We start from the raw sequence: 24581 nt of genomic DNA on the forward strand, positions 1-24581 counted from the left end.
AACAATATGCTTAATTTTTAAAAAAAGTGTCTAAAACAATAAAAAGTTTACGGATAAATGTCAGAAAAAATAACAAATTCACACTTCTTAACATACCATTTACATCCAATTAACATCCGTCTGCTAAACTGACTGGCATAGGTCATCATAACATCCCAAACAAATCGTGAGGTGTGTGTCAGTGAGTGCAGAGAAAAGCATGAATGTGAGTCGTGAATTCTCAGTTCAACAAATACATTCTTTTACATTATCTGAAAAGACGGCTCGTTATTTGGCAATAAAGCGCGTAATGGATATTTGGTTTGCGCTCATTGGGTTGGCGATTGCGCTGCCAATGATTGCGGTATTTTCAATTTTGATTTGTTTGGAGACGCCGGGGCCTGCCATTTATACGCAGGAACGCGTAGGGAAAGGCGGGAAGCCATTTAAGCTTTATAAGCTTCGTTCCATGAAAATAGATGCCGAGAAGTCTGGGGCGGTTTGGGCACAGAAGCAAGATCCGCGGGTGACAAGGATCGGAGCTTTTATCAGAAGAACGAGAATTGACGAGCTTCCTCAGCTGTTTAATGTGCTGAAAGGCGATATGAGTATGATTGGCCCTCGTCCGGAACGGCCCGTATTTACGGAAAAATTCCAGAATGAGATTCCAGGCTTTACACAGCGTCTGGCTGTTAAACCAGGATTGAGCGGCTGGGCTCAGGTGAACGGCGGTTACGATATGACGCCGAAGGAAAAGCTGATATTTGATTTATATTACATTCGCAATCTGACTTTCACTTTAGAATTAAAAATTATGTTAAAAACTTGTAAAGTAGTTTGGACGGGTGATGGTGCAAGATAAAACGGAATGCCATTATTCACCATCAATCTGAGCTTAAAAAGAAGTAGGGAATATGATGCCAAGTATTACAAAACAAATCATGAGCGGTGCAAAGTGGACAAGTATTTCAACCATGTGTATTACAATCATACAAATTGTTCAGTTTGCCCTGCTTGGAAATATGATGACCTTAACAGAATTTGGGCTTGTCGGCATGATCACAACGGTTACAGTTTTCGCCCAGATTGTGCTCGATATGGGTTTTGGCGCAGCATTAATTCAGAGAGACGACGCGACGGAGCGCCAGCTGTCAACATTGTATTGGCTTAACATTATGACGGGCGTTTTGCTGTTTGTTCTTTTATATGTGAGCAGTCCTGTCATTGCGGGATTTTATCAAAGAGAAGAGCTGGTGTTTCTGGTTCGGATTCTGGCGATTATGTTTTTGATCGCGCCAATTGGACAGCAATATCAGTATATGCTGCAAAAGCAGCTGCATTTTAATACGTTAAGCAAAATAGAGATTTTTTCAAATGTATTGTCATTCGGATATTTAGCGATAGCGGTTTTTATGATGGATGCGATTTTGGCGTATGTGATTTCTCAAGTCCTGCTGCAGTCCAGTAAAGGGATTTTATATTGGGCTGTATACCGAAAAAAGTGGCATCCTGCTTTTGTTTTTGATTTGAGAGGCATGAAGGATTTCTTTTCTTTTGGAGCCTTTCAGCTTTCATCCCGTCTTGTGAACAGACTGGGAGCAAATATCGACATGATTTTGATCGGCCGGTTTATTGGTGCTGAAGCATTGGGGATTTATAACCTCGCTTATCAGATTGTCACCATTCCGGTTTTGAAGATCAATCCGATTGTCACACGGGTGGCATTCCCTGTTTTCGCAAAAAACAAATATGAAAACAGCGTGATCAGAGAAGGCTTTCTGAATATGACAAAAATGCTGGCGCTTGTTTCGTTTCCGCTGTTAATCGGGCTCGTGTCTGTGTCAGACGCCTTTATCACAGCGGTTTTCGGAGAAAAGTGGCTTGCTGCTGTTCCGATCCTAAATGTTCTGGCGATTGTCGGAATACTAAGAGTGCTTATGAATCCAAATGGATCTGTGTTGCTGGCTAAAGGAAGAGCTGACTTAGCGTTTTATTGGGATTCTGGCGTGCTGCTGCTGTACGGATTATCACTGTTTGCAGCTGTACAGACGGGAAGCCTGCTGACAGTCGCATGGGTGTATGCCATTATCAGTGTTGTTAATTTCCTGATCGGGCGCTGGCTTTTGGCATATGTCATCAAGCTTAACCTTTCAGCTTATTTCCAGTCGATTATGAAGCCATTTCTGATTACTGCGGCGATGGGCATCATCGCGTTTGGTGTAAGCCTCAGTACCGAACACTTCAGTATGCAGGCAGAAATGCGGCTGGCCATTTCAGTTGCGGCTGGGGCGCTGTGCTATCTCTTTCTTTTGGTAAAAGCGTACCCTCAAACGAAAAGCAAACTACTAAGAAAAGGACGTTTGTCATGAAGATTTTGTGGATCACAAGCGTATATCCGAGCAGTATGAAACCCGGTGAGGGTGTGTTTCATGAGACACAAGTGCAAGAGCTGCAAAAACTCGGGCTTGATATCACTGTGATATGCCCACGGCCTTTTCATTCAGCGCCTGTCCGCATGCTGAAAAAGACATATCGAAAAAAGGATGCCAGACCGGAGTATGAGATTAGAAAGGGAATACCGGTTTACCGGCCTTTCTATCGGGCAGTTCCCGGCCAGCTGAAGTGGGCGCAGCCTCATCGGAGAATCGCATCAGCCGTTTTAAAAACCATGAAACAATGTGACCTATATCCGGATCTGATCCATGCGCATTTTGCCATGCCATCGGGCGGGGCTGCGGCAGTCGTGTCAGAGTCCGCGCAAATTCCTTATGTCCTGACCTTGCATGGCAGTGATGTGAATGTCTATCCGCATTATAGCAAAGGAGCGTTTAAAGCCTTCAAGCGTGCCGTAGGTTCTGCATCAGTTGTTTTAGCAGTCAGCCACAAGCTTCAGGAAGAAGCCAAAAAGCTTTCGGGCTTTGACAGCTCGGTTTTGCCAATCGGCATACAGCTCAGCCGTTTTCAGGAGAATGAGGAGACGAAAGAGGAAATCAGAAAAAGACTCGGACTCCCGCTCGATCAGCGTCTGGCTGTCTATGTCGGCCGGCTGGTCAGAGAGAAAGGCATTTTTGAACTGTCTGAAGCGATCGAATCGCTGCAGGACTCTCCTAAGGCAGTCTTTGTCGGGGATGGTCCCGCAAAATCGATGCTGACACAGAAGGGGCATATTGTCACAGGCCAAGTCCCGAATCATCAGGTAAGAGACTATTTACTTGCGGCAGATCTATTCGTACTTCCTTCTTACAGTGAGGGGATGCCGACTGTTGTGATTGAGGCCCTGGCGCTAAGGGTTCCTGTTATTTGTACGGATGTTGGCGGAGTGTCGTCTTTATTCGGAAAGCACCAACATCTGCTGATTAAACCGAAATCCGCTCAAGCCTTGGCAGAAGCGATCACTCGGTACGAACATGAGCAAATATGGAAGCCGGAAGTAGCAGATGACTTGTATGAAACCGTGCAGGCTCAATTTGACGCAGGAAAAAACGCCAAGGCCTTGCATTATCAGTATCAGACGGTCACGAAAACGTCCGTTTAATCGTAAGAAACTGCGACCAATATAAATAGGAAGATCATTTTACAGGAGAGGGATGAGCGCTGTGAAAAAAATAGCTGTCATTGGAACAGGTTATGTAGGACTCGTATCAGGCACTTGCTTTGCGGAGATCGGCAATAAAGTTGTTTGCTGTGATATCGATGAATCAAAAATCAGAAGTCTGAAAAATGGGGTAATCCCAATCTATGAACCAGGGCTTGCAGACTTAGTTGAAAAAAATGTGCTGGATCAGCGCCTGACCTTTACGAACGATATCCCGTCCGCCATTCGGGCCTCAGATATTATTTATATTGCAGTCGGAACGCCTATGTCCAAAACAGGTGAAGCTGATTTAACGTACGTCAAAGCGGCAGCGAAAACAATCGGTGAGCATCTTAACGGCTACAAAGTGATCGTAAATAAAAGCACAGTCCCGGTTGGAACAGGGAAACTGGTGCAATCTATCGTTCAAAAAGCCTCAAAGGGGAGATACTCATTTGATGTTGTATCTAACCCTGAATTCCTTCGGGAAGGGTCAGCGATTCATGACACGATGAATATGGAGCGTGCCGTGATTGGTTCAACAAGTCATAAAGCCGCTGCCATCATTGAGGAACTTCATCAGCCATTCCATGCTCCTGTCATTAAAACAAACCTAGAAAGTGCAGAAATGATTAAATACGCCGCGAATGCATTTCTGGCGACAAAGATTTCCTTTATCAACGATATCGCAAACATTTGTGAGCGAGTCGGCGCAGACGTTTCAAAAGTTGCTGATGGTGTTGGTCTTGACAGCCGTATCGGCAGAAAGTTCCTTAAAGCGGGTATTGGATTCGGCGGTTCATGTTTTCCAAAGGATACAACCGCGTTGCTTCAAATCGCAAAATCGGCAGGCTATCCATTCAAGCTCATCGAAGCTGTCATTGAAACGAACGAAAAGCAGCGTGTTCATATTGTAGATAAACTTTTGACTGTTATGGGAAGCGTCAAAGGGAGAACCATTTCAGTCCTGGGATTAGCCTTCAAACCGAATACGAACGATGTGAGATCCGCTCCAGCGCTTGATATTATCCCAATGCTGCAGCAGCTGGGCGCCCATGTAAAAGCATACGATCCGATTGCTATTCCTGAAGCTTCAGCGATCCTTGGCGAACAGGTCGAGTATTACACAGATGTGTATGCTGCGATTGAAGACACTGATGCATGCCTGATTTTAACGGATTGGCCGGAAGTAAAAGAAATGGAGCTTGTAAAAGTAAAAAACCTCTTAAAACAGCCAGTCATCATCGACGGCAGAAATTTATTTTCACTTGAAGAGATGCAGGCAGCTGGATACATTTATCACTCTATCGGCCGTCCCGCTGTTCGGGGAACGGAACCCTCTGACAAGTATTTTCCGGGCTTGCCGCTTGAAGAATTGGCTAAAGACTTGGGAAGCGTCAATTTATAAAAAGAAAAAGTGTTACTTGGTTGAAGCTGCCGGCTGCTAGGCTCGGCCGCCGGCTCCTGAAACATCAGGAAAGGGGTTAAACATGTGAGTATCAAACGATCAGCGGTCCATACGCTAGCGTTACTGGCCGCTGCTATATTTGGAGTCGTCCTATTGCTGGGAGCCATCCATAAAGATATAGGTTTCATGCAGATGGCTGCTGTGCTTGCGGTGTTGGCAATTGGCCTGTTTTTACTGACGCTTGCAACCGCATTTACAACAAAAGAACGGCTCTTTATGGCTGTAATCTATATTTTGATCGCCTGCACTTTTTTAAATAATGCATTTTTCGCTATTCATCTTGGATTTTTCAGTTTGTTCCTTTACCGGCTTCTGCTCATTGCAGCGGGTTGCCTTCATATTTTCGGCATGGTTCGGAATCGAACCCATATTGAAAGATGGCATGGGCTGCAAGTAAAAGGGATATTGCTCTTTTTCGCCTTTTGGTTTATATATGGCCTTGTTTCTCTGCTGTGGGCCAAGTCGGTAACAGTTGGCCTCAAGTATTTAGCCTTATTGGCAATGGGAATTTTCTTCATTTATCTTATTGTCATGTACGTGCAAAAAATGGAGCGGCTGATGATTATTTATGCCATTTGGCTGGTGATGACGGTATTTCTGATGATCATTGGTTTTTACAATCATATCACCCACCATCATCTTCCGAGTTCCACATTGTACAGCGGACCGGAGTATAAGCAGCATTATCCGACATCGGTCTTTTTTAATCAAAATGACTTTGCGACCTTTTTATCCATCAGCTTCTTTTTTTACATCACGATGATGAAAAACATTAAGAATGGATACATCAAGGCAATTGGCCTTGTGCTCTCGCTCTGTGCGTTGTATTTAATTTTTGCCACTGGTTCAAGAGCCAGCCTTCTGGGTATTTTTGCAGGTATTGCTGTCTACATCTTCATTGTATTGCCGCCTGTTTTAAAGAAAATGGCTATATGGCTGTCGGCGGCGGGAATTGCTCTTTTCGCAGTTCTTTTCGCCAGCAAAATCTATTCAAAGTTTTGGGAGCTGTTTCTGGCCCCGCAGACGCTGCATTCATTTCATGACAGGCTTCCATCAAATGTGGCTCGGGCAAATCTGCTGAAAAACGCTTGGCATTTTTTCCTTGATTCATACGGATTCGGAGTCGGAGCAGGAAATGTATCCTATTATCTTGAGCATTATGCTGTATATGATACTGACAATGTGGCAGAGGTGCATAACTGGCTTGTTGAAATTCTTGCTAATTTTGGCTTGTTCATCATGCTGGGATATCTGTCCGTTTATGCCTACCTCATATGGGTGCTTTACAAGTTTTATGAAAGAAAATTAGAAAATCAGTCAAAACTGATCACAGAAGGACTTATTACCGCTATGGTCAGTTTCCTGGTATCAAGTATCAGCCCAAGCTCTGTTTCAAATTTATTTTTCCATTGGGTGTTTATGGCGCTCGTCATCGCCGCCGTGAATGTGTTAAGGCGATCCAGACAAATGCCTGAGCCGATGTACAGATAAACAGACTACAAAAAGCAGGGAGACTTATATGAACGATATATTGATAAGAATAGCCCGTCGCATAAAAAAAAATATCATTTGGATCATAGCGGTGCCAATTATATTAGGTGCGGCGGGGTATATCCTGCCGTCACAGATCGCTGATCAAAAGAGCTATACAGCTGAAGATACTTTGGCTGTGGGGAGCTATGATCATCCGGTTTATAACAGCACAGAAGAGATTCCGCTTCTGCTTAAGAGCGACTCTTTTTTGAAGGAGGCGCTTCCTGATGAAAAGGATGAAGATGTAGCAGAAATCAAAGAGAAGCTTACCATCAAAACGGAATCCAAATCGTTACTGACTTTAAGCTATAGTGACGAGGATAAGGATAAAACGGAATCTGTCTTAAACGCCATATCCTCCACCTTCCTCAAAAACGATCAAAAGCTGTATGCAGAAAGAGAAGCCGTCATCCGCAGCAGCATAGACGCGCTTGAAGGCGAGTCGGTGAGCGAGGATTCCAAAGTGGATAAAGAGAGATTTTTGTATGAGCTCAAAAACACACAGCTTAACCTGAAAGCGGCAAGTATTACTGATTCCGAAACCGTAAGTGAGACAGCAGGCGGCGGAATGTCTCCGAAAAAGAAAGCAGTTCTCGGCGTTATGATTGGCCTTACGATTGCCTTTATGTTCGTTGTCATTCCTGAATTTTTCAGGGAATCCTTTTAAAATCATACGATGGAGATGTGATCATGACCAATTGGAAACCTCTCGTATCTGTCATTACACCTTCCTATAATGCGCGTGACTATATTGAAGACACGGTTCATTCGGTATTAGATCAGAGCCATCCTCATTGGGAAATGATTATCGTGGATGATTGCTCAACGGATGGGACCCGCGACATTTTACAGCAGTATGAAAAAATAGACGAAAGAATTCATGTGGTGTATCTGGAAGAGAACTCCGGAGCTGCGGTTGCTCGCAACAAAGCGTTGGAACGCGCTCAAGGGCGCTACGTAGCATTTTTGGACAGTGATGACAAATGGAAAAAAGACAAACTGGAAAAGCAGCTTGAATTTATGATGGAGCGCTCCTGTGCGTTTTCTTTCACGGGCTACAGCTTAATGGCGCAGGACGGGACCCCACTCGATAAATTTATTCATGCGCCGGAAAGCCTGACGTACGATGATGCCCTGAAAAATACAATTATCGGCTGCTTGACGGTGATGATTGACAGGGAGCAAACGGGACAGATCCAAATGCCGAATATCAGAACGAGACAGGACTTAGCCACATGGCTGTCTCTTTTAAAAAAAGGATTTACTGCCTATGGAATGAATGAATGCCTGGCTGAATATCGGCTTGTCAATAACTCAATTTCCAGCAACAAATGGAAGGCTGCGAAAAAAACGTGGTTTGTCTACAGGGAGATCGAACGGCTTCATTTTATGAAAGCAACATGGTGTTTTGTTCAATATGCAAAAAACGCGGTGAAAAAAAGATTATAGCCGCAAACAGAGAGAAAAGGTGATGAAGGTGGAAACAAAAGAAGCAATCATTCATGTCATCGTTGCCACTGCTGAATGGGGAAAAGACCAATTGAGATACAGAAGGCACCGGCTGGCAGAATTTTTAGCTGCTCAGGAGGAAACGAAGGAAGTTATTTGGGTATGCCCGGCTCCGCGTGCCCAAGGGAAAGAGTTTCAGGAAGTCCATTCTGGCATCAGGCAATTCGCTGTCAAAGACCTGCTGCAGAAAAAAATGTTTCGTTTCGGACGATATACAGATGTCTTTTACAGACATAAGCTCTCCCCATTACTCGATGAGCTTACACCTGCTTCTGCAAACGGTGAACGCTGCTGTTTATGGTACACGTTTCCTGGATTCCCGCTGCTGTCTTCGCTGTATCCTTGGGATCAGGTCATTTATGACTGCAGTGACTTATGGGCGGCGCCGATCAGCGGCCGATCAAATCTGCTGTCTGAATTCCGGCGAAAAGTCATTAAAACGGCAGAGCTGAGAATTATACAACGAGCAGATTCAATAACCTGTTCATCAGATTATCTTCACAAGGAAGTAGACAAAAAACTGACTGCAGGACGAGAAAAGGTTCATACTGTGGAAAACGGTGTGGAGTATGAGCTGTTTTCTGCACATAAACAAGCTCCCGATCGCAGTATACTGCAGGGGAGAGAAGGAACGGTGTTAGGCTTTATTGGCGGGATTAAACCGAAGCTCGATTTTAAAATGATTAAAGAAGCGGCACTGCAAAAGCCTGATTGGACATTTTTATGGGTTGGCCCGGATGCCACCAATGGTGATGTTTCGTTTCAAGAGCTGCTGAGGCTTCCCAATGTCATATGGACCGGTCCGGCAGATCCAAAAGAAGTGCCTCATTATATGGAGCTTATCGACATTGGCATCATGCCATATAAACAATCACCGTATAATCAAGCTGTGTTTCCGCTGAAACTATTTGAATTTTTAGCGGCAGGAAAACCTGTTGTAGGCACTAATCTTCCGTCAACCTCAAAAATGCAAAAGCCGTATGTATACGAATATGTAGAAGGTGATCATCCAATTGATTTTATAGCAGCTTGTGAAAAAGTTCTCGGACAAAACGGAGACGAAACCTATAAAGAAATGCGCCGAAACATCGCTCGCACACAAGATTGGAATTGCTTATTTAGACAAATTATGAAATATACAGGGATTCAAAAACATGCGTAGTCCTATAAATTGGGATGCGCGTTTTTTGATTATACGTGTTTCTTTTTGATGAAGCTTGTTATAATAACTAAGGAGAAGGTATAATGGAAGGAACGGTTCTCTATATAAATAAAGACTTCATTTAATTCCAAAGGAGACTTCTTTATGCTTGACGAACGCATGATTCGCATTGTTGTTGCGTTTATTGTCTCGCTGCTGACAGTTTTAATCATAACCCCAATCGTAAAAAGGATTGCGATTAAAATAGGTGCAGTTGACCAGCCCAGCAATCGAAAAGTACATGACAAAATCATGCCCCGCATGGGCGGGCTGGCCATATTTATCGGGGTGGTTGCAGGCGTGCTTGCATCCGGTATTTACACAGAAACAAGGATGACGGCAATTACAGTCGGAGCATTCATCATTATTGTGTTAGGTATTCTTGACGATAAATATCAATTAAGTGCAAAAGTTAAGTTTTTGATTCAATTAGGTGTAGCCATTATGATTGTAAGCACTGGCTTAAAAATGGACTTTTTCTCAGTACCTTTTTTAACAGAACGATTTGAGTTAGGATGGATGGCTTATCCGCTGACGGTATTATGGATTGTCGGCATCACGAACGCAATTAACCTGATTGATGGATTGGATGGCCTTGCTGCCGGTCTTTCTGTTATCGGCCTGTCAACGATTGCTGTCATGGCGCTATCCGGCGGAAAAGTACTCATTCTGTCACTCTCATTAGTCGTTATTGCCAGCACGCTGGGGTTTTTGTTTTACAACTTCCATCCGGCAAAAATCTTTATGGGAGATACGGGATCACTGTTTTTAGGGTATAGTATTTCGATTCTTTCATTATTAGGCCTGTATAAAAGTGTCACATTGTTCAGTATCGTTATCCCGATTATTATATTAGGCGTCCCGATTTTTGATACAACTTTTGCTATCATCAGGAGAATATTAAACAAACAGCCGATTTCAGCGCCTGATAAGTCGCATATTCACCATAGACTGATGGCCTTTGGCCTTTCACATCGGATGTCGGTCTTAGTTATTTATTTAATTGGATTTATTTTCAGTATCAGTGCGATTGTACTTAAAAGTGCCACAATTTGGCTTTCTTTGTTTATTATCTTCATTTTGATTATTTTTATGCAAATCATAGCAGAAGTGACAGGACTCGTGAATGAAAAATTTAAGCCGTTTACAAAGTTTTATAAACGGCTGGTGAAAAGGAATTAAAAACTCCGGCTTATGTGCCGGAGTTTTTTTCTGCGCAAAAATGCCCGATCCTTTAAAAGGACCGGGCATTTTTTAATAGGATGAATCAGTTGTTGAATTCGTTGTACTGTTGTTTGAGCTTGTGCTGCTGTCATTCGAATAGCTGCTTCCGCTCGTCGTCCCGTCAGTTGTTGTGCCAGTGCTGCCAGAACTGCTTGAGCTGTCAGTCCCGTCTGTTGCACTTCCGGTACCGGAAGTGCCAGTGCTTGTATCAGGAGTATAATCTAAATGCTCTTGAAGCGTTTTTCTGACTTTCTCGAGATTTGTAGCATCAGGTTCAAAGTAATATGTGTTGTTAGGCCCTAAATACAAATCAGAACCTGTAATGCTCAATGTGTCGATTTTTTTGCTGGTAAAGCCGCTGTAAATCTGCTGAAGCGCTAAACCTTCAGTAATGCGAATATTGGTTTCAACGTTTTCGCTGGCTTTTTCTGCGATTTTATCAATTTTAGCAATGTTGCTTGCACTTGACATGCGGTCAATCAGCGCGTTTAAGATTTGTTTTTGTCTGTCATTACGGCCAAAGTCTCCGCGTTTATCCTGTTTTCTCATCCGGGCATATGCTAAGGCTTCTTCGCCGTTCAAATGCATCTCGCCTTTTTTGAAGTAAATCCGTTTGCTTTCGTCTACATCACTTTTTTCATCGAAATCGAAAGGCACGTCAACATCAATACCGCCGACTTCATTAATCACATCTTTAAATCCGTCAAAATCAACTGTGACATATTTATCAATCGGGATTTGCAAGAAGTTTTCAACAGTTTCAACTGTCTCATCTTTACCGCCTTTGCTGTAAGCGGCATTAATCTTCGTCTTGCTTCCCGTTGTGTCACCAGCTAATTGCACACGTGTGTCACGCGGAATGCTCAGCATTTTCATGGTTTTATTTTTGGGATCCAGGGTAACAACAATAAGAGAGTCTGATCTCCCTTTTTGTCCTTTAGTCGCGTAATCCTCTATTCCCATAAATAAAATAGAAAACGGTTTTTTCTTCATGTCGACAACTTCGTTGCGAAGATTTGATTTATTCCCGCGGGATAGGGCATCGTACGATTCATCCGCAGCGTTAATGGTTTTATAAAGTTTATACCCGCCAAGCCCCACAACTACTAATAATGCGAGGACGAACAATAACATTATTCTTTTTATAATTTTCCTGCGTTTGCTCTTTTTCTTTTTTCGCACACGCACTCTAACGCGTTCAGCCATTATTCAGTCTCCTTTATGTGATTGACGGCTTTTTCAAGATACGTCAACTCTCCCTCTTTAATATCACTCTTTCCATTTGTCAGTTCTGTCATCCATTCAGAAAAAGCATTTGTTTCCTTTTCTTCCACGTATGTTTCGAATTCAACATTTTCTGAATAATGGATTTCCTTTAACAGAAATTGTGACTCCCTTAATTCATTTTCAATCTTGCCAAGCCATGTGTAATCTGCAGAAGTATGCATGATTCGCATAAGCTTCCGTTCTACAACACCTATATGATTTAATCCTTCAGACACTGATTTCCCATAAGCGCGAATTAATCCGCCAGCACCAAGCTTAATGCCTCCGAAGTAGCGTGTAACGACGGCGCAAGTATCCTTCAGCCTGCGTTTTTTTAAAACCTCGAGCATCGGCACTCCCGCTGTACCGCTTGGTTCCCCGTCATCATTGGCTTTTTGGATATGATCATTCTCGCCAATAACATAAGCCGAGCAATTATGAGTCGCATTCCAGTGCTGTTTCTTTATTTTCTGTATAAATTCCTGTGCCTCTTGTTCGGTAGAAACACGGCTTAAATGACAGATAAAACGCGATTTTTCTATAACAATCTCGTGTTCTCCTGCTTCTTTCACAGTAAAATAGCTGTGCAGCATGCTAGCTGACCCTCCTGCTAAGCATAAAAGACTGCCTATACAAATTCGTACAGTCTTTAGAATTTTTGTGCGTATTTTGGTATCATAAAGAGTAGATAGTATATAAAAATGTTTTTTTCTAGAATATACGCATTCTTTCATTATAATTCGACATAATTTGCAGATCAATTACATTTATAATAAAAATATATGACAACGCCGTGACGGAGGGAAATTATGAATAAAACAAAGATGGATTCCAAAGTGCTGGATTCTATTTTGATGAAGATGCTGAAAACCGTTGACGGGAGCAAGGACGAGGTTTTTCAAATCGGGGAGCAGTCACGCCAGCAGTATGAACAGCTGGTCGAAGAACTGAAACAAATTAAACAGCAGGTGTATGAAGTGATCGAGCTTGGCGATAAACTTGAAGTGCAAACTCGCCATGCGAGAAACCGTTTATCCGAGGTCAGCCGTAATTTTCATAGATTCAGTGAAGAGGAAATCCGCAATGCTTATGAAAAAGCCCATAAGCTGCAGGTAGAATTGACGATGATCCAGCAGCGTGAGAAGCAATTGCGCGAACGGCGGGACGATTTGGAGCGCAGATTGCTAGGGCTTCAGGAAATCATTGAGCGGTCAGAATCATTAGTAAGCCAAATTACAGTTGTGCTCAACTACTTGAATCAGGATTTGCGCGAAGTTGGACTGCTTCTTGCTGATGCTCAGGCAAAACAGGATTTCGGCTTAAGAATTATTGAGGCGCAGGAAGAAGAGCGAAAAAGAGTCTCAAGAGAAATCCATGACGGACCCGCTCAAATGCTGGCGAATGTTATGATGAGATCGGAATTAATCGAGCGGATTTTCCGTGACCGGGGCGCAGAGGACGGATTCCAAGAAATTAAAAATCTACGCCAAAATGTTCGGAATGCCCTTTACGAAGTGAGAAGGATTATATATGATTTAAGACCGATGGCCCTTGATGACCTAGGCCTGATTCCAACTTTAAGAAAATATCTATATACAACCGAGGAATATAACGGGAAGGTCAAAATACATTTTCAGTGCATTGGAGAAACAGAGGATCAGAGGCTAGCGCCTCAGTTTGAGGTTGCGCTCTTCAGGCTCGCACAGGAAGCTGTGTCTAATGCGCTAAAGCATTCTGAATCTGAAGAAATTACAGTCAAAGTTGAGATCACAAAGGATTTTGTGATTTTAATGATAAAAGATAACGGTAAAGGGTTCGACCTGAAGGAAGCGAAAGAGAAGAAAAACAAATCATTCGGCTTGCTGGGCATGAAAGAAAGAGTAGATTTATTGGAAGGAACGATGACAATAGATTCGAAAATAGGTCTTGGGACATTTATTATGATTAAGGTTCCGTTATCTCTTTGACTATGATTTGTAAAATAGAGCCAAAAGGCATATTGACCGAATGCTAGAGTATATAGAACAATAATACAAGGAGGCGTGGCTTGTGACTAAAGTAAACATTGTTATTATCGACGACCATCAGTTATTTCGTGAAGGTGTTAAACGGATATTGGATTTTGAACCTACCTTTGAAGTGGTAGCCGAAGGTGATGACGGAGACGAAGCGGCTCGTATTGTTGAGCACTATCATCCTGATGTTGTGATCATGGATATCAATATGCCAAACGTAAATGGTGTGGAAGCTACAAAACAGCTTGTAGAGCTGTATCCTGAATCTAAAGTAATTATTCTATCAATTCACGATGACGAAAATTATGTAACACATGCCCTGAAAACAGGTGCAAGAGGTTATCTGCTGAAAGAGATGGATGCTGATACATTAATTGAAGCGGTTAAAGTAGTGGCTGAGGGCGGATCTTACCTTCATCCGAAGGTTACTCACAACCTCGTTAACGAATTCCGCCGCCTTGCAACAAGCGGAGTTTCTGCACACCCTCAACATGAGGTTTACCCTGAAATCCGCAGACCATTACATATTTTAACTAGGCGGGAATGTGAAGTGCTGCAGATGCTTGCAGACGGAAAAAGCAACCGCGGTATTGGTGAATCATTGTTTATCAGTGAGAAAACCGTTAAAAACCATGTCAGCAATATTTTACAAAAAATGAATGTAAACGACCGGACGCAAGCCGTTGTGGTCGCAATTAAAAATGGCTGGGTAGAAATGAGATAGTATAATAGGAGACTTGCCTTTTACTAGGCAGGTCTTTTTTTAGGCTGCCGTTTCCCTTACAATAGAGTTATAAAGCAATAAGGCAGGTATCGAAGCTATGAATATTGCAGTCGTAACAGACAGCACGGCATATATTCCGAAAGAAATGCGTGAACAACATCAGATACATATGATCCCTCTCCAGGTTGTTTTTGGGGAGGAGACTTACCGTGAAGAAATTGAGTTGGACTGGAAAAGCTTTTATGAAGAAGTGAAAAAACATAATGAGCTCCCGACGACTTCTCAGCCGCCAATCGGCGAGCTGGTTGCGTTGTATGAAGAGCTTGGCAAGTCTTATGATGCGGTTATCAGTATCCATCTTTCCAGCGGGATCAGCGGAACATTCAGCAGTGCAGCAGCGGCTGATTCGATGGTCGACAATATTGATGTGTATCCATTTGACTCAGAGATCAGCTGCTTGGCTCAAGGCTTTTATGCCCTTAAAGCTGCTGAATTAATCAAAAACGGAGCATCATCGCCGGAAGATATTATAAAAGAACTGGAAGAAATGAAAAAAACAGTTCGAGCTTATTTTATGGTAGATGACTTAGCTCATCTTCAGCGCGGCGGGCGATTAAGCAGCGCCCAAGCCTTCATTGGTAGTCTTCTAAAGGTAAAGCCTATCCTTCATTTTGACAATAAGGTAATTGTGCCTTTTGAGAAGATTCGCACACGTAAAAAAGCAATTTCGCGAATTTATGAGCTTTTAGACGAAGATGCGAGTAAAGGGTTGCCTATGCGAGCTGCTGTTATCCACGCTAATCGAGAGGAAGAAGCAGCGAAAATCATTGAAGAGCTTTCTGCAAAATATCCTCATGTTGAATTTTATAACAGCTATTTTGGCGCGGTAATCGGCACTCATTTGGGTGAAGGTGCGTTAGGAATTTGCTGGTGTTTTAAATAAGGCCAAATCTCCGTTTTTAGAGCGGAGATTTTTTTATATTCTTATTTTAATAGTTGGACAGAAAATATTCATTCAGGCATACTGTCTCGAAAGGAGGCGTGCTATGTGAATGTGCCAGTTGAAAAAAACAGTTCCTTTTCAAAAGAATTGCAGCAGACGCTTCGAAGCCGTCATTTGCTCAGGACTGAGCTCTCATTTTCCGATGAGATGATTGAATGGCATATCAAGAATGGATATATCACTGCTGAAAATTCTATATCCATAAATAAACGGAGATATAGATGTAATAGGTGCGGACAAACTGATCAGCGGTATTTTTCTTTTTATCACTCATCTGGAAAGAATAAGCTGTATTGCCGTTCCTGTGTCATGATGGGCAGAGTGAGTGAGGAGGTTCCCTTATATTCATGGGAAGAGGAAAATGAACCAAACTGGCAGTCAATTAAACTGACATGGGACGGCAAGCTTTCAAGCGGACAACAAAAAGCCGCCAATGTTTTAATTGAAGCAATATCAAAAAAAGAAGAGCTCCTCATCTGGGCGGTTTGCGGCGCTGGCAAAACAGAAATGCTGTTTCCTGGTATAGAATCAGCGTTAAATCAAGGACTGCGTGTATGTATTGCAACACCTCGCACCGATGTTGTATTAGAGCTTGCTCCAAGACTCAAGGCTGCCTTTCAGGGTGCTGACATTTCAGCGCTTTACGGAGGAAGCGATGACAAAGGGCGGCTATCGCCGCTTATGATTTCCACTACGCATCAGCTTTTGCGATATAAAGATGCAATCGATGTTATGATCATTGATGAAGTTGACGCTTTTCCATATTCTGCTGATCAAACCCTTCAATTCGCTGTTCAAAAAGCAAGAAAGAAAAACAGCACCCTCGTTTATTTAAGTGCAACACCTCCTAAAGAATTAAAAAGAAAAGCATTGAACGGACAGTTACATTCAGTTCGCATCCCCGCAAGACACCACCGGAAACCTTTACCCGAACCGCGCTTTGTATGGTGTGGAAACTGGAAGAAGAAATTAAACCGAAATAAAATTCCGCCAGCGGTGAAAAGATGGATAGAGTTTCATGTAAAAGAAGGGAGGCCTGTTTTTTTATTCGTTCCTTCCGTTTCTATTCTGGAAAAGGCTGCTGCGTGCTTTAAAGGTGTTCATTGCCGAACCGCATCTGTGCACGCGGAAGACAAGCATAGAAAGGAGAAAGTGCAGCAATTCAGAGATGGTCAGCTCGATCTATTAATCACAACAACAATACTGGAAAGAGGCGTCACAGTCCCCAAGGTGCAAACGGGTGTACTAGGAGCGGAATCGTCTATCTTTACGGAAAGCGCACTTGTTCAAATTGCAGGAAGAACCGGCCGGCATAAAGAATATGCGGACGGCGATGTCATTTACTTTCACTTCGGCAAAACAAAGAGTATGCTCGATGCAAGAAAGCATATAAAAGAAATGAATAAATTGGCAGCAAAAGTTGAATGTACAGACTAGCCATTATTTGAAAACGTGGTACAGTATACTCATATAACCGATGATGAGGAGCTGTAAAAATGCTTGTCAATTCAAAAGAAATCGTAATGAAAGAACTGCTCGACCGATATATGGACCAGCTTCATATGGCCTGTACTTGCCAAGTATGCCAAAACGATGTATTGGCACTTTCTTTAAACAAAGTGAGTCCATCCTACGTTACTGATCTTAAAAAGATCGCATATACGAAAGCTGAGCTGGTAGATAAACAAAAAAACACAGCAATGCTTGTCATTTTGGCTGAATCTGCTGCAGTAGTTTCAGAGAGTCCAAGCGATTTATGTCAAACGAAGCAGGAGGAGGCATTCATAAACTGATCTGTTTATTATGTGATTCGCAATTTTCTCAAGATGTTACATGGAGAGCCCTTTTTTTACTAAAGCCTGATGAAAAGGTTTGTTATTCTTGCAGAAGCAAATTAAAGAAAATCACAGGACATATCTGCCCCCTGTGCGGCAGACCTCAATCTGTTCATGCCGTATGCAGGGATTGCGAGGTGTGGAGAACAAGGATCAGAGACAGTTTGCTATTGCGTCAAAACCGTTCAGTTTACACATATAATGATATGATGAAAGAAGCGCTCTCCCGTTTTAAATTTAGAGGAGATGCAGAAATCATAAATGCATTTAAAAGTGATTTTTCTTCAACCTTTTCTAAGGTTTACCCCGATAAGCATTTTGTTCTTGTACCTATTCCGCTGAGCAAGGAACGGGAAGAAGAGCGCGGTTTTAACCAGGCACAGCTCTTGGCAGAATGTTTAGACCGGCCTTCCCACCATCCCCTCATTCGCCTGAATAATGAGAAACAGTCAAAGAAAAAGAAAACAGAACGCCTGCTATCAGAGCGCATTTTTGATACAAAAAATAATTCAGCAGCAGGTATGAATATCATTTTAATAGACGATCTTTATACAACAGGTGCCACCTTGCACTTCGCAGCCCGCTGCTTATTAGAAAAAGGAAAAGCCGCTTCAGTGTCATCTTTTACCTTGATCAGAAGCTAAATGATTCTGTTTTTATGCCGATATAATCACTAGAAATTGACACAGGCATATTATCTAATAAGGAGAAAAAAAGATGGGAGAACTGGCTAATTGTCCGAAATGCAATGCTTTATTTTTAAAAACAAAGCTGCAAACCGTATGTCAGGCGTGTATTAAGGAAGAAGAAAAATCATTTGAGACTGTCTATAAATTTTTAAGAAAACAGGAAAACCGGCAATCAACTTTGAGCCGGATAACTGAAGAAACAGGTGTGGAAGAAGAGCTGATATTGAAATTCATCAGGCAGAAGCGAATTCAGATCACTCATCTTCCTAATTTGGCATACCCTTGTGAAAGGTGCGGGACATCGATTAGAGAAGGCAAATTCTGCAAGGCTTGCCAGTCCGATATTAAGGATCAAATGGATCATTTGAACCACGAGGATGCTCTGAAAATCGAGAAAGAAAATAGTAAAAAAGACACATACTATGCCTATAATACCAAAAACAGCTGATTCCCTAAACTAACTGAAAACGCAGTCGATAAAAGGGTTAAGATTGTTTAAAGACTGCAACGGAAAGCGAGAGGAATCCTATGAAAATCAATCAATTTGGAACACAATCCGTTAATCCATATCAAAAAAATTATGATAAGCAAGCGGTGCAAAAAACTGCTGCACAGCCTCAAGATAAAATTGAAATTTCATCACAGGCTAAAGAAATGCAACATGCATCCGACGCAGTCACTGGTTCACGACAGGAAAAAATTGCGCAGCTTAAAGCGCAAATTGAAAACGGGTCATACAAAGTAGACGCAAATCATATTGCGAAAAATATGATTAATTTTTATAAAAAGCAATAAAAAAGGAGAAAGCCCATGTCAGCGAAGGCAATTATTGAACAATTGAAGCGACTTTGCGTTCTGCATGAGCACCTGCTCACGCTGTCTGAAGAAAAGACGGAAGCGCTCAAAGCCGGCAAAACAAAAGAGCTTTCTAACATTTTGACAAAAGAGCAAAAATATATTCAAGCAATCACGCAGACAGAAGATGACCGGATCAAAACAACTTCGGCCTTTCTCGGATATAGCGAAAATAATACTATTTCCGCATGTATCGCCAAAACCTCAGGCAGTGAAAAGGAAGAGCTGGAACAACTATACGAATCTCTTTCTCAAGTTCTCGGACGTCTGAAAAAAGTAAATGAGATGAATAGGCAGCTGACAAGAGACGCGCTGCAATTCATCTCTATTTCGTACGATATGCTGGTTCCTAAGGAAAATAACTTCAATTACAGCAAATCAATTAAAGCTGAGCTGCCGAAAAGCAGCCAAATGAAACTGTTTGATTCAAAAGCTTAGCAGAAAGGAATTCAGAAAATGACATCTACCTTTATGGGGCTTGAAACTGCAAGGCGGGCGTTAAGCGCTCAGCAGGCAGCTTTAAGCACTACTGCAAATAACGTGGCAAATGCCAATACTGATGGTTATACAAGACAGCGGGTCTCATTGGAGGCAACGGACTATTTCCCTGCTGTATCTAAAAACGCAGAAAAAACAGCGGGACAAATGGGTACGGGCGTTCAAGGAAAATCAGTTGAGAGAATAAGAGATATCTTTCTTGACTACCAATACCGTCTTCAAAACAACAGTGCCGGATACTATGACACGAAGGCAAAAGCGCTGTCCCAAATGGAAGGCGTTTTAAATGAAACGGATGACAGCGGCTTGAACAGTGTGCTCAATTCGTTTTGGAATTCTCTGCAGGAATTATCGAATAATACAAATGAAGAAAGTGCACGTTCTGTTGTTGCTCGAAAAGGACAAGCTGTAGCTGAAACGTTTAATTATATTTCTGAATCACTTACAAATGTCCAATCGAATTTAAAAGCAGAGCTAAATACAACTGTGTTGGATGTCAATTCTCTGCTTTCTCAGTTAAACAGTTTAAATAAGCAAATTGCACAAGTAGAGCCGGTCGGGCTTCTTCCGAATGGCTTATATGACCAGCGAGATTTGCTGATCGATAAATTATCCTCAATGGTTGATATCAAAGTCAGCTACAACAAATCAGGCGGGAATGCACTTGCATCTGCTGAAGGAACTGTATCAATTGAAATCCTTGATAAAAATAAACAGTCGCTAGGAACTGTTTTGGACGGTAAAAATTACGAGGTTTCAGAACTTGCAGCCAACTATGATAATGAAACTGGGTTAGTATCAAGTATTTCAATCGGGGATACAGCTGTGCAGGCGGAGTCCTTTAGCAGCAAGGGATCCCTTTTAGGGTTTATAGAGTCTTATGGGTATATAACAGCAGATGGCCAAGAAAAGGGCGTATACCCGGAAATGCTTTCTGATCTTGACAATATGGCGCTTGAATTCGCGAAAGCTTTCAATGAAGTGCACAGAAATGGTGTGACCAAGAGCGGTGAACAAGGCGGAGACTTTTTTGATTTTACTGGCGGTGAAACTGAACCTGCCAAGGGCGCGGCGGGCAAGATCAAAGTGGCTGACAGCATAATAGATTCAAAAGGCGCAAACATTGCTTTCTCACTGACTGGCGCAGCCAACGATAACGCAAATGCTACAAAATTAGCAAATGTTTTAACCGGTAAAATAACCATTAACGGTAAAGAAACTAGTGTTTTAGATTATTATGCGGGTCTGATTGGCGAGCTAGGGATCGAAGCTCAAGAGGCTAATCGACTGGCGTCTAATACAGAAACACAGCTGAATGATGCTGACATAAACCGTCAGCAAATGAGCGCAGTTTCTTTAGACGAAGAAATGACGAATATGATTCAATTCCAACACGCATACAATGCAGCTGCAAGAATGGTGACTTTACAAGACGAATTGCTTGATAAAGTGATCAACGGCATGGGTGTTGGAGGAAGGTAGGTAGAGTCACATGAGAGTAACACAAGGCATGATACAGCAAAACTCACTGAGATATATCGGTTCGAGCTACTCGAAGCTGGATAAACTCCAGTCGCAGATTTCTTCAGGGAAAAAAATCTCAAAAGCTTCCGACGATCCTGTAGTAGCAATGAAAAGCTTAAAGTATAATACGCAACTGTCTCAAGTGCAGCAGTACAAAAGCAATGCTTCTCAAGCCTTTACCTGGCTCGAAAACACAGAAACAAACATTACAGAAGGAATTGACATCTTGTCAAAGGTCAGAGAATTAGCGGTTGAAGCTCAAAATGATACAAACGGCGAGTCGGAGCGGCAAGCGATTGGCGTAGAGGTAAAGCAGTTAAAGGAACAGCTTTTAAATATTGCGAATACACAAGTGAACGGCAGATATATCTTTAATGGCACAAATTCAGATAAGCCTCCGGTTACAGATAACGGAGACGGAACTTATACAATTTCTGATACAGCTGATGTCGTAGTCAATATATCAAATAATATGTCATTGAAAGTGAATTCAGATCCAAAGTCAGCTTTTGGAGGCACTTCTGAAAGCGGGCAGAATGTATTTGAAATGCTTGATTCTTTTGAGAAAGCACTAAATTCTGGTTCGCTAGATGGCATGGACAGTGTTTTAGATGATATTGATCATTTTTCTGACGGCATGAGCGCTGAACGATCTGATCTTGGAGCGAGATATAATCGTCTTGAACTGGTTAATACAAGACTGTCAGCGCAAGAAGAAACAGCTACCAAAGTGTTATCAGACAATGAAGATGTAGAACTGGAAGAAGTAATAACTGAATTTATTGCGCAGCAAAGTGTGCACAGGGCTACTCTGGCTGTTAATGCGCAAATTGTTCAGCCTACATTGATTGACTTTTTAAAGTAAGCGGCTCTTAGGAGTTCGCTTTTTTTATAGTTCAGGAGGTAGAGTTATGCAGATTCCCAGATTGATTATGCATAGTGTTCAAGGAAAAATTGGTTTAACAACGACGCCTGCCAGCTTAAAAATGGAGCAGCCTCAAGCTGATCTAGAGATCGAACAGCCGAGTGCGGAAATGGAAATATCGGTGACACCTGGAAAACTCACGATTGACCAGACACAAGCATGGGAAGAATTAGACAGAAAGCATGTTTTCAAGAGAATTGAAGAAGCCGCCCAACAAGGGCATGAGGATGTAATGAAGGGAATAGCGCGCACGGCAGAAGAAGGCGACGAGCTTATGAGGATTGAAAATAAGGGGAACCCAATCGCTTCACAAGCAAGGAGGAACTCTGAAATGCACCAAATTCAATTAGGCGAAAATTATGCTCCTTCTCTATCTAGGGTGAAAATACAATATACTCCGTCACAGCTTGATGTTCAGATTACGCCGCGAAAGCCTGTTATTCAGGCTGAGCCGCATAAGCCAATTGTTGAATATACGCCAGGAAATGTTAAGGTTGACATGCTCCAATACCCTGATTTAAATATAGATGTAGAATACCCGAAAGAATCACCCGAAAAGTAAAAAGAAAAGGATCGTGAACAATGATCATTCATACGAAGTACCATGGCCAAATGAACATAAAAGAAGAACAAATCATTCTTTTTGAAAGCGGGATTCCAGGCTTTTTAGAAGAAAAACAATTTGTCATACTTCCGCTTTCAGAAGACTCTCCATTCGTGGCACTGCAGTCCGTCACTTCAGAAAATCTTGCGTTTATCGTCGTCAGTCCGTTTATCTTTTTTAAGAATTATGAATTTGATCTTGATGAATCAACTGCTGAACTTTTGGAGATCGATAATATTCAAGACGTAGAAGTCATGACAATATTGACCATGGCAGAGCCATTCGAAAAATCTACTGCTAATTTATTGGCTCCCATTATTGTGAATCGCAAGAACATGATGGCTAAGCAAGTCGTTTTACACGACTCCTCATATACGACAAAGCATCCGATTGGAGGAGAATCATGCTAGTTTTATCGCGGAAAATAAGCGAAGCGATTCAAATAGGTGCTGATATTGAAGTAAAAGTGATTGCGGTTGAGGGGGATCAAGTGAAGCTTGGAATTGAAGCCCCAAAGCATATTGATATTCATCGGAAAGAGATTTATTTAACCATTCAGGAAGAAAATAACCGTGCGGCGTCGTTATCCAGCGATGTGATCTCCGCATTATCCTCACAAAAAAAGTGAGGATTTTTTTATTTTTATATTAACAAAATCAGAGACAATCCGATATTAATGATGTAGCCGGGAGAGGGCACAAATGGCTCGCCGATTACAAAATTGAGGCACAAGGACGTGCCTAAACAACATATTCAGGGAGGAAATAAAAATGAGAATTAACCACAATATCGCAGCGCTTAACACACTGAACCGTTTGTCTTCAAACAACGGTGCAGCACAAAAGAACATGGAGAAACTTTCTTCAGGTCTTCGTATCAACCGTGCGGGAGATGACGCAGCTGGTCTTGCGATCTCTGAAAAAATGAGAGGACAAATCAGAGGTCTTGATATGGCTTCTAAAAACTCTCAAGACGGAATCTCTCTTATCCAAACAGCTGAGGGTGCATTGACTGAAACTCATGCCATCCTTCAACGTATGCGTGAACTTACTGTTCAAGCTGGTAACACAGGTACACAGCAACCTGAAGATTTAACTGCAATTAAAGATGAAATGGATGCTTTAACTGAAGAGATCGATGGTATCTCTCAACGTACTGAATTTAACGGAAAAAAACTTTTAGACGGTAGTGTAACAGCAGGATTTACATTCCAAATTGGTGCAAATGCTACCCAAAACATTAATGTTACAATTGGCAACATGGATGCAACAACTTTAGGAGTAAAAGGGATCGATGTTTCATCAGCTACTTTTAGTTTTGACACTGAGATCGCGAAAATCGATACTGCAATTACTAGCGTTTCAAGCCAACGTTCAAAACTTGGTGCGGTACAAAACCGCTTAGAGCACACAATTAACAACCTTAGTGCTTCTTCTGAAAACTTAACAGCTGCTGAGTCTCGTATCCGTGACGTTGACATGGCGAAAGAAATGAGCGAGTTCACAAAGAACAACATTCTTTCTCAAGCTTCTCAAGCAATGCTTGCTCAAGCGAACCAACAGCCGCAAAACGTGCTTCAATTGTTACGTTAATTTTAGAGAGGACCTTGGCGTTGCCAAGGTCTTTTATTTATATTTCTAACTCCGAATCATTCCACTTGCTGTTATTAAATCATGATATAATAACCGGATTCTCCACTTACTTTTTATAAACGTATTTCCAAACTAAGAAATCTAAAACGGATGAGATTTTTTCCAAAAATATGTGTAATGTTATCTCGATTTAGTCGATATAAACGATAGATTGGGGCATAGGGGATGATCAATTGAACATTGAAAGGCTCACTACGTTACAACCTGTTTGGGATCGTTATGATACTCAAATACATAATCAGAAAGATCATGAGAGTGAGGTTCCTGTTCATCAAGTTTCATATACCGACCTTGCTGAAATGGTAGAGGGAATGAACAAGTTTTTGGAACCTTCGCAAGTTCATCTGAAGTTTGAGCTCCATGAGAAGTTAAATGAATACTATGTAAAAGTAATAGAGGACTCTACAAATGAAGTGATCCGTGAAATTCCGCCAAGGCGGTGGCTAGATTTTTATGCAGCTATGACTGAATTTCTTGGGTTATTTGTAGATGAAAAAAAGTAG

General features: G+C 42.0%; 27 protein-coding genes. 25 read left to right on the forward strand and 2 right to left on the reverse strand.

All coding sequences use genetic code 11. The features are described 5' to 3' along the window. Positions 1 to 181: 181 nt before the first annotated feature. The 9 genes from BGM23_RS03910 (at position 182) to BGM23_RS03950 (ending at position 10446) form a co-directional block, all read left to right on the forward strand. Positions 182 to 841: a sugar transferase gene (locus BGM23_RS03910; protein WP_003242561.1), complete on the forward strand. Its 660-nt coding sequence runs from the start codon at positions 182 to 184 to the stop codon at positions 839 to 841. Between the two features lie 55 nt (positions 842 to 896). Further along, positions 897 to 2348 carry a teichuronic acid biosynthesis protein TuaB gene (tuaB, locus tag BGM23_RS03915; RefSeq protein WP_029725996.1) on the forward strand — a complete coding sequence of 484 codons (1452 nt, stop codon included), beginning with the start codon at positions 897 to 899 and terminating at the stop codon, positions 2346 to 2348. Next, positions 2345 to 3514 carry a teichuronic acid biosynthesis protein TuaC gene (tuaC, locus tag BGM23_RS03920; RefSeq protein ID WP_029725995.1) on the forward strand — a complete coding sequence of 390 codons (1170 nt, stop codon included), beginning with the start codon at positions 2345 to 2347 and terminating at the stop codon, positions 3512 to 3514. Before tuaB ends, tuaC begins: the two co-directional genes overlap by 4 nt. Positions 3515 to 3575: 61 nt before the next feature. Continuing rightward, a complete protein-coding gene (gene tuaD, locus BGM23_RS03925) occupies positions 3576 to 4961 on the forward strand; it encodes a UDP-glucose 6-dehydrogenase TuaD (RefSeq protein WP_074794403.1) in 1386 nt (461 codons plus the stop codon). An 84-nt stretch (positions 4962 to 5045) separates the two neighbouring features. Further along, complete coding sequence (tuaE, locus tag BGM23_RS03930) at positions 5046 to 6512, forward strand: teichuronic acid biosynthesis protein TuaE (RefSeq protein ID WP_003227966.1); 1467 nt, start codon at positions 5046 to 5048, stop codon at positions 6510 to 6512. A gap of 28 nt (positions 6513 to 6540) precedes the next feature. Continuing rightward, positions 6541 to 7221 (forward strand): teichuronic acid biosynthesis protein TuaF, encoded by a 681-nt coding sequence (gene tuaF, locus BGM23_RS03935; protein WP_015251112.1) that lies wholly within the window; start codon positions 6541 to 6543, stop codon positions 7219 to 7221. A gap of 23 nt (positions 7222 to 7244) precedes the next feature. After that, positions 7245 to 8003, forward strand: coding sequence for a teichuronic acid biosynthesis protein TuaG (tuaG, locus tag BGM23_RS03940; protein WP_003242619.1), 759 nt, complete (start codon positions 7245 to 7247; stop codon positions 8001 to 8003). Positions 8004 to 8031: 28 nt separating this feature from the next. Next, positions 8032 to 9225, forward strand: coding sequence for a teichuronic acid biosynthesis protein TuaH (gene tuaH, locus BGM23_RS03945; RefSeq protein ID WP_072692828.1), 1194 nt, complete (start codon positions 8032 to 8034; stop codon positions 9223 to 9225). 144 nt (positions 9226 to 9369) lie between these two features. Then, complete coding sequence (locus tag BGM23_RS03950; RefSeq protein WP_003227975.1) at positions 9370 to 10446, forward strand: MraY family glycosyltransferase; 1077 nt, start codon at positions 9370 to 9372, stop codon at positions 10444 to 10446. 72 nt (positions 10447 to 10518) lie between these two features. Here BGM23_RS03950 and tagV read toward each other — a convergent pair whose 3' ends face one another. Next, complete coding sequence (tagV, locus tag BGM23_RS03955) at positions 10519 to 11694, reverse strand: polyisoprenyl-teichoic acid--peptidoglycan teichoic acid transferase TagV (RefSeq protein ID WP_003227977.1); 1176 nt, start codon at positions 11692 to 11694, stop codon at positions 10519 to 10521. After that, a complete protein-coding gene (locus tag BGM23_RS03960; RefSeq protein ID WP_003227979.1) occupies positions 11694 to 12347 on the reverse strand; it encodes a YigZ family protein in 654 nt (217 codons plus the stop codon). The genes tagV and BGM23_RS03960 overlap by 1 nt, the downstream gene beginning before the upstream one ends. 216 nt (positions 12348 to 12563) lie before the next feature. Here BGM23_RS03960 and degS point away from each other — a divergent pair, with 216 nt between their 5' ends. From degS to flaG, 16 genes are all read left to right on the forward strand, one after another. Further along, positions 12564 to 13721 (forward strand): two-component sensor histidine kinase DegS, encoded by a 1158-nt coding sequence (gene degS / locus BGM23_RS03965; protein ID WP_003227983.1) that lies wholly within the window; start codon positions 12564 to 12566, stop codon positions 13719 to 13721. A gap of 82 nt (positions 13722 to 13803) precedes the next feature. Continuing rightward, positions 13804 to 14493, forward strand: a complete 690-nt coding sequence (degU, locus tag BGM23_RS03970; RefSeq protein WP_003219701.1) for a two-component system response regulator DegU — start codon at positions 13804 to 13806, stop codon at positions 14491 to 14493. 97 nt (positions 14494 to 14590) lie between these two features. Continuing rightward, complete coding sequence (locus tag BGM23_RS03975; protein ID WP_003227986.1) at positions 14591 to 15436, forward strand: DegV family protein; 846 nt, start codon at positions 14591 to 14593, stop codon at positions 15434 to 15436. A gap of 105 nt (positions 15437 to 15541) precedes the next feature. Next, positions 15542 to 16933, forward strand: a complete 1392-nt coding sequence (gene comFA, locus BGM23_RS03980) for an ATP-dependent helicase ComFA (protein WP_029725993.1) — start codon at positions 15542 to 15544, stop codon at positions 16931 to 16933. A 59-nt stretch (positions 16934 to 16992) separates the two neighbouring features. Then, positions 16993 to 17289 carry a late competence protein ComFB gene (gene comFB / locus BGM23_RS03985; RefSeq protein ID WP_015483764.1) on the forward strand — a complete coding sequence of 99 codons (297 nt, stop codon included), beginning with the start codon at positions 16993 to 16995 and terminating at the stop codon, positions 17287 to 17289. Next, entirely contained in the window at positions 17253 to 17975 is a 723-nt protein-coding gene (gene comFC / locus BGM23_RS03990) for a comF operon protein ComFC (RefSeq protein ID WP_029725992.1), read from the forward strand. The genes comFB and comFC overlap by 37 nt, the downstream gene beginning before the upstream one ends. Before the next feature lie 73 nt (positions 17976 to 18048). After that, a complete protein-coding gene (locus BGM23_RS03995; RefSeq protein WP_003227995.1) occupies positions 18049 to 18468 on the forward strand; it encodes a TIGR03826 family flagellar region protein in 420 nt (139 codons plus the stop codon). Positions 18469 to 18548: 80 nt separating this feature from the next. Continuing rightward, positions 18549 to 18815 (forward strand): flagellar biosynthesis anti-sigma factor FlgM, encoded by a 267-nt coding sequence (flgM, locus tag BGM23_RS04000; RefSeq protein WP_014478128.1) that lies wholly within the window; start codon positions 18549 to 18551, stop codon positions 18813 to 18815. A gap of 15 nt (positions 18816 to 18830) precedes the next feature. Further along, positions 18831 to 19313, forward strand: a complete 483-nt coding sequence (gene flgN, locus BGM23_RS04005; protein WP_014481048.1) for a flagellar protein FlgN — start codon at positions 18831 to 18833, stop codon at positions 19311 to 19313. Positions 19314 to 19331: 18 nt separating this feature from the next. Then, positions 19332 to 20855, forward strand: a complete 1524-nt coding sequence (gene flgK, locus BGM23_RS04010) for a flagellar hook-associated protein FlgK (protein WP_003228001.1) — start codon at positions 19332 to 19334, stop codon at positions 20853 to 20855. Between the two features lie 10 nt (positions 20856 to 20865). Next, the gene (gene flgL / locus BGM23_RS04015) at positions 20866 to 21762 is read left to right on the forward strand and encodes a flagellar hook-associated protein FlgL (RefSeq protein ID WP_015714797.1); all 897 of its coding nucleotides are present in this window, start codon (positions 20866 to 20868) and stop codon (positions 21760 to 21762) included. A 46-nt stretch (positions 21763 to 21808) separates the two neighbouring features. After that, positions 21809 to 22384: a DUF6470 family protein gene (locus tag BGM23_RS04020; protein WP_014481045.1), complete on the forward strand. Its 576-nt coding sequence runs from the start codon at positions 21809 to 21811 to the stop codon at positions 22382 to 22384. 20 nt (positions 22385 to 22404) lie between these two features. Beyond that, positions 22405 to 22836: a flagellar assembly protein FliW gene (fliW, locus tag BGM23_RS04025; protein ID WP_029725990.1), complete on the forward strand. Its 432-nt coding sequence runs from the start codon at positions 22405 to 22407 to the stop codon at positions 22834 to 22836. Then, the gene (gene csrA, locus BGM23_RS04030; protein WP_029725989.1) at positions 22830 to 23054 is read left to right on the forward strand and encodes a carbon storage regulator CsrA; all 225 of its coding nucleotides are present in this window, start codon (positions 22830 to 22832) and stop codon (positions 23052 to 23054) included. The genes fliW and csrA overlap by 7 nt, the downstream gene beginning before the upstream one ends. A 142-nt stretch (positions 23055 to 23196) precedes the next feature. Further along, positions 23197 to 24018 carry a flagellin Hag gene (gene hag / locus BGM23_RS04035; protein ID WP_029725988.1) on the forward strand — a complete coding sequence of 274 codons (822 nt, stop codon included), beginning with the start codon at positions 23197 to 23199 and terminating at the stop codon, positions 24016 to 24018. Positions 24019 to 24251: 233 nt separating this feature from the next. Next, positions 24252 to 24581, forward strand: coding sequence for a flagellar protein FlaG (flaG, locus tag BGM23_RS04040; RefSeq protein ID WP_029318316.1), 330 nt, complete (start codon positions 24252 to 24254; stop codon positions 24579 to 24581).

Source organism: Bacillus sp. FJAT-14266 (assembly GCF_001719225.1).
Lineage (GTDB): Bacteria > Bacillota > Bacilli > Bacillales > Bacillaceae > Bacillus > Bacillus subtilis.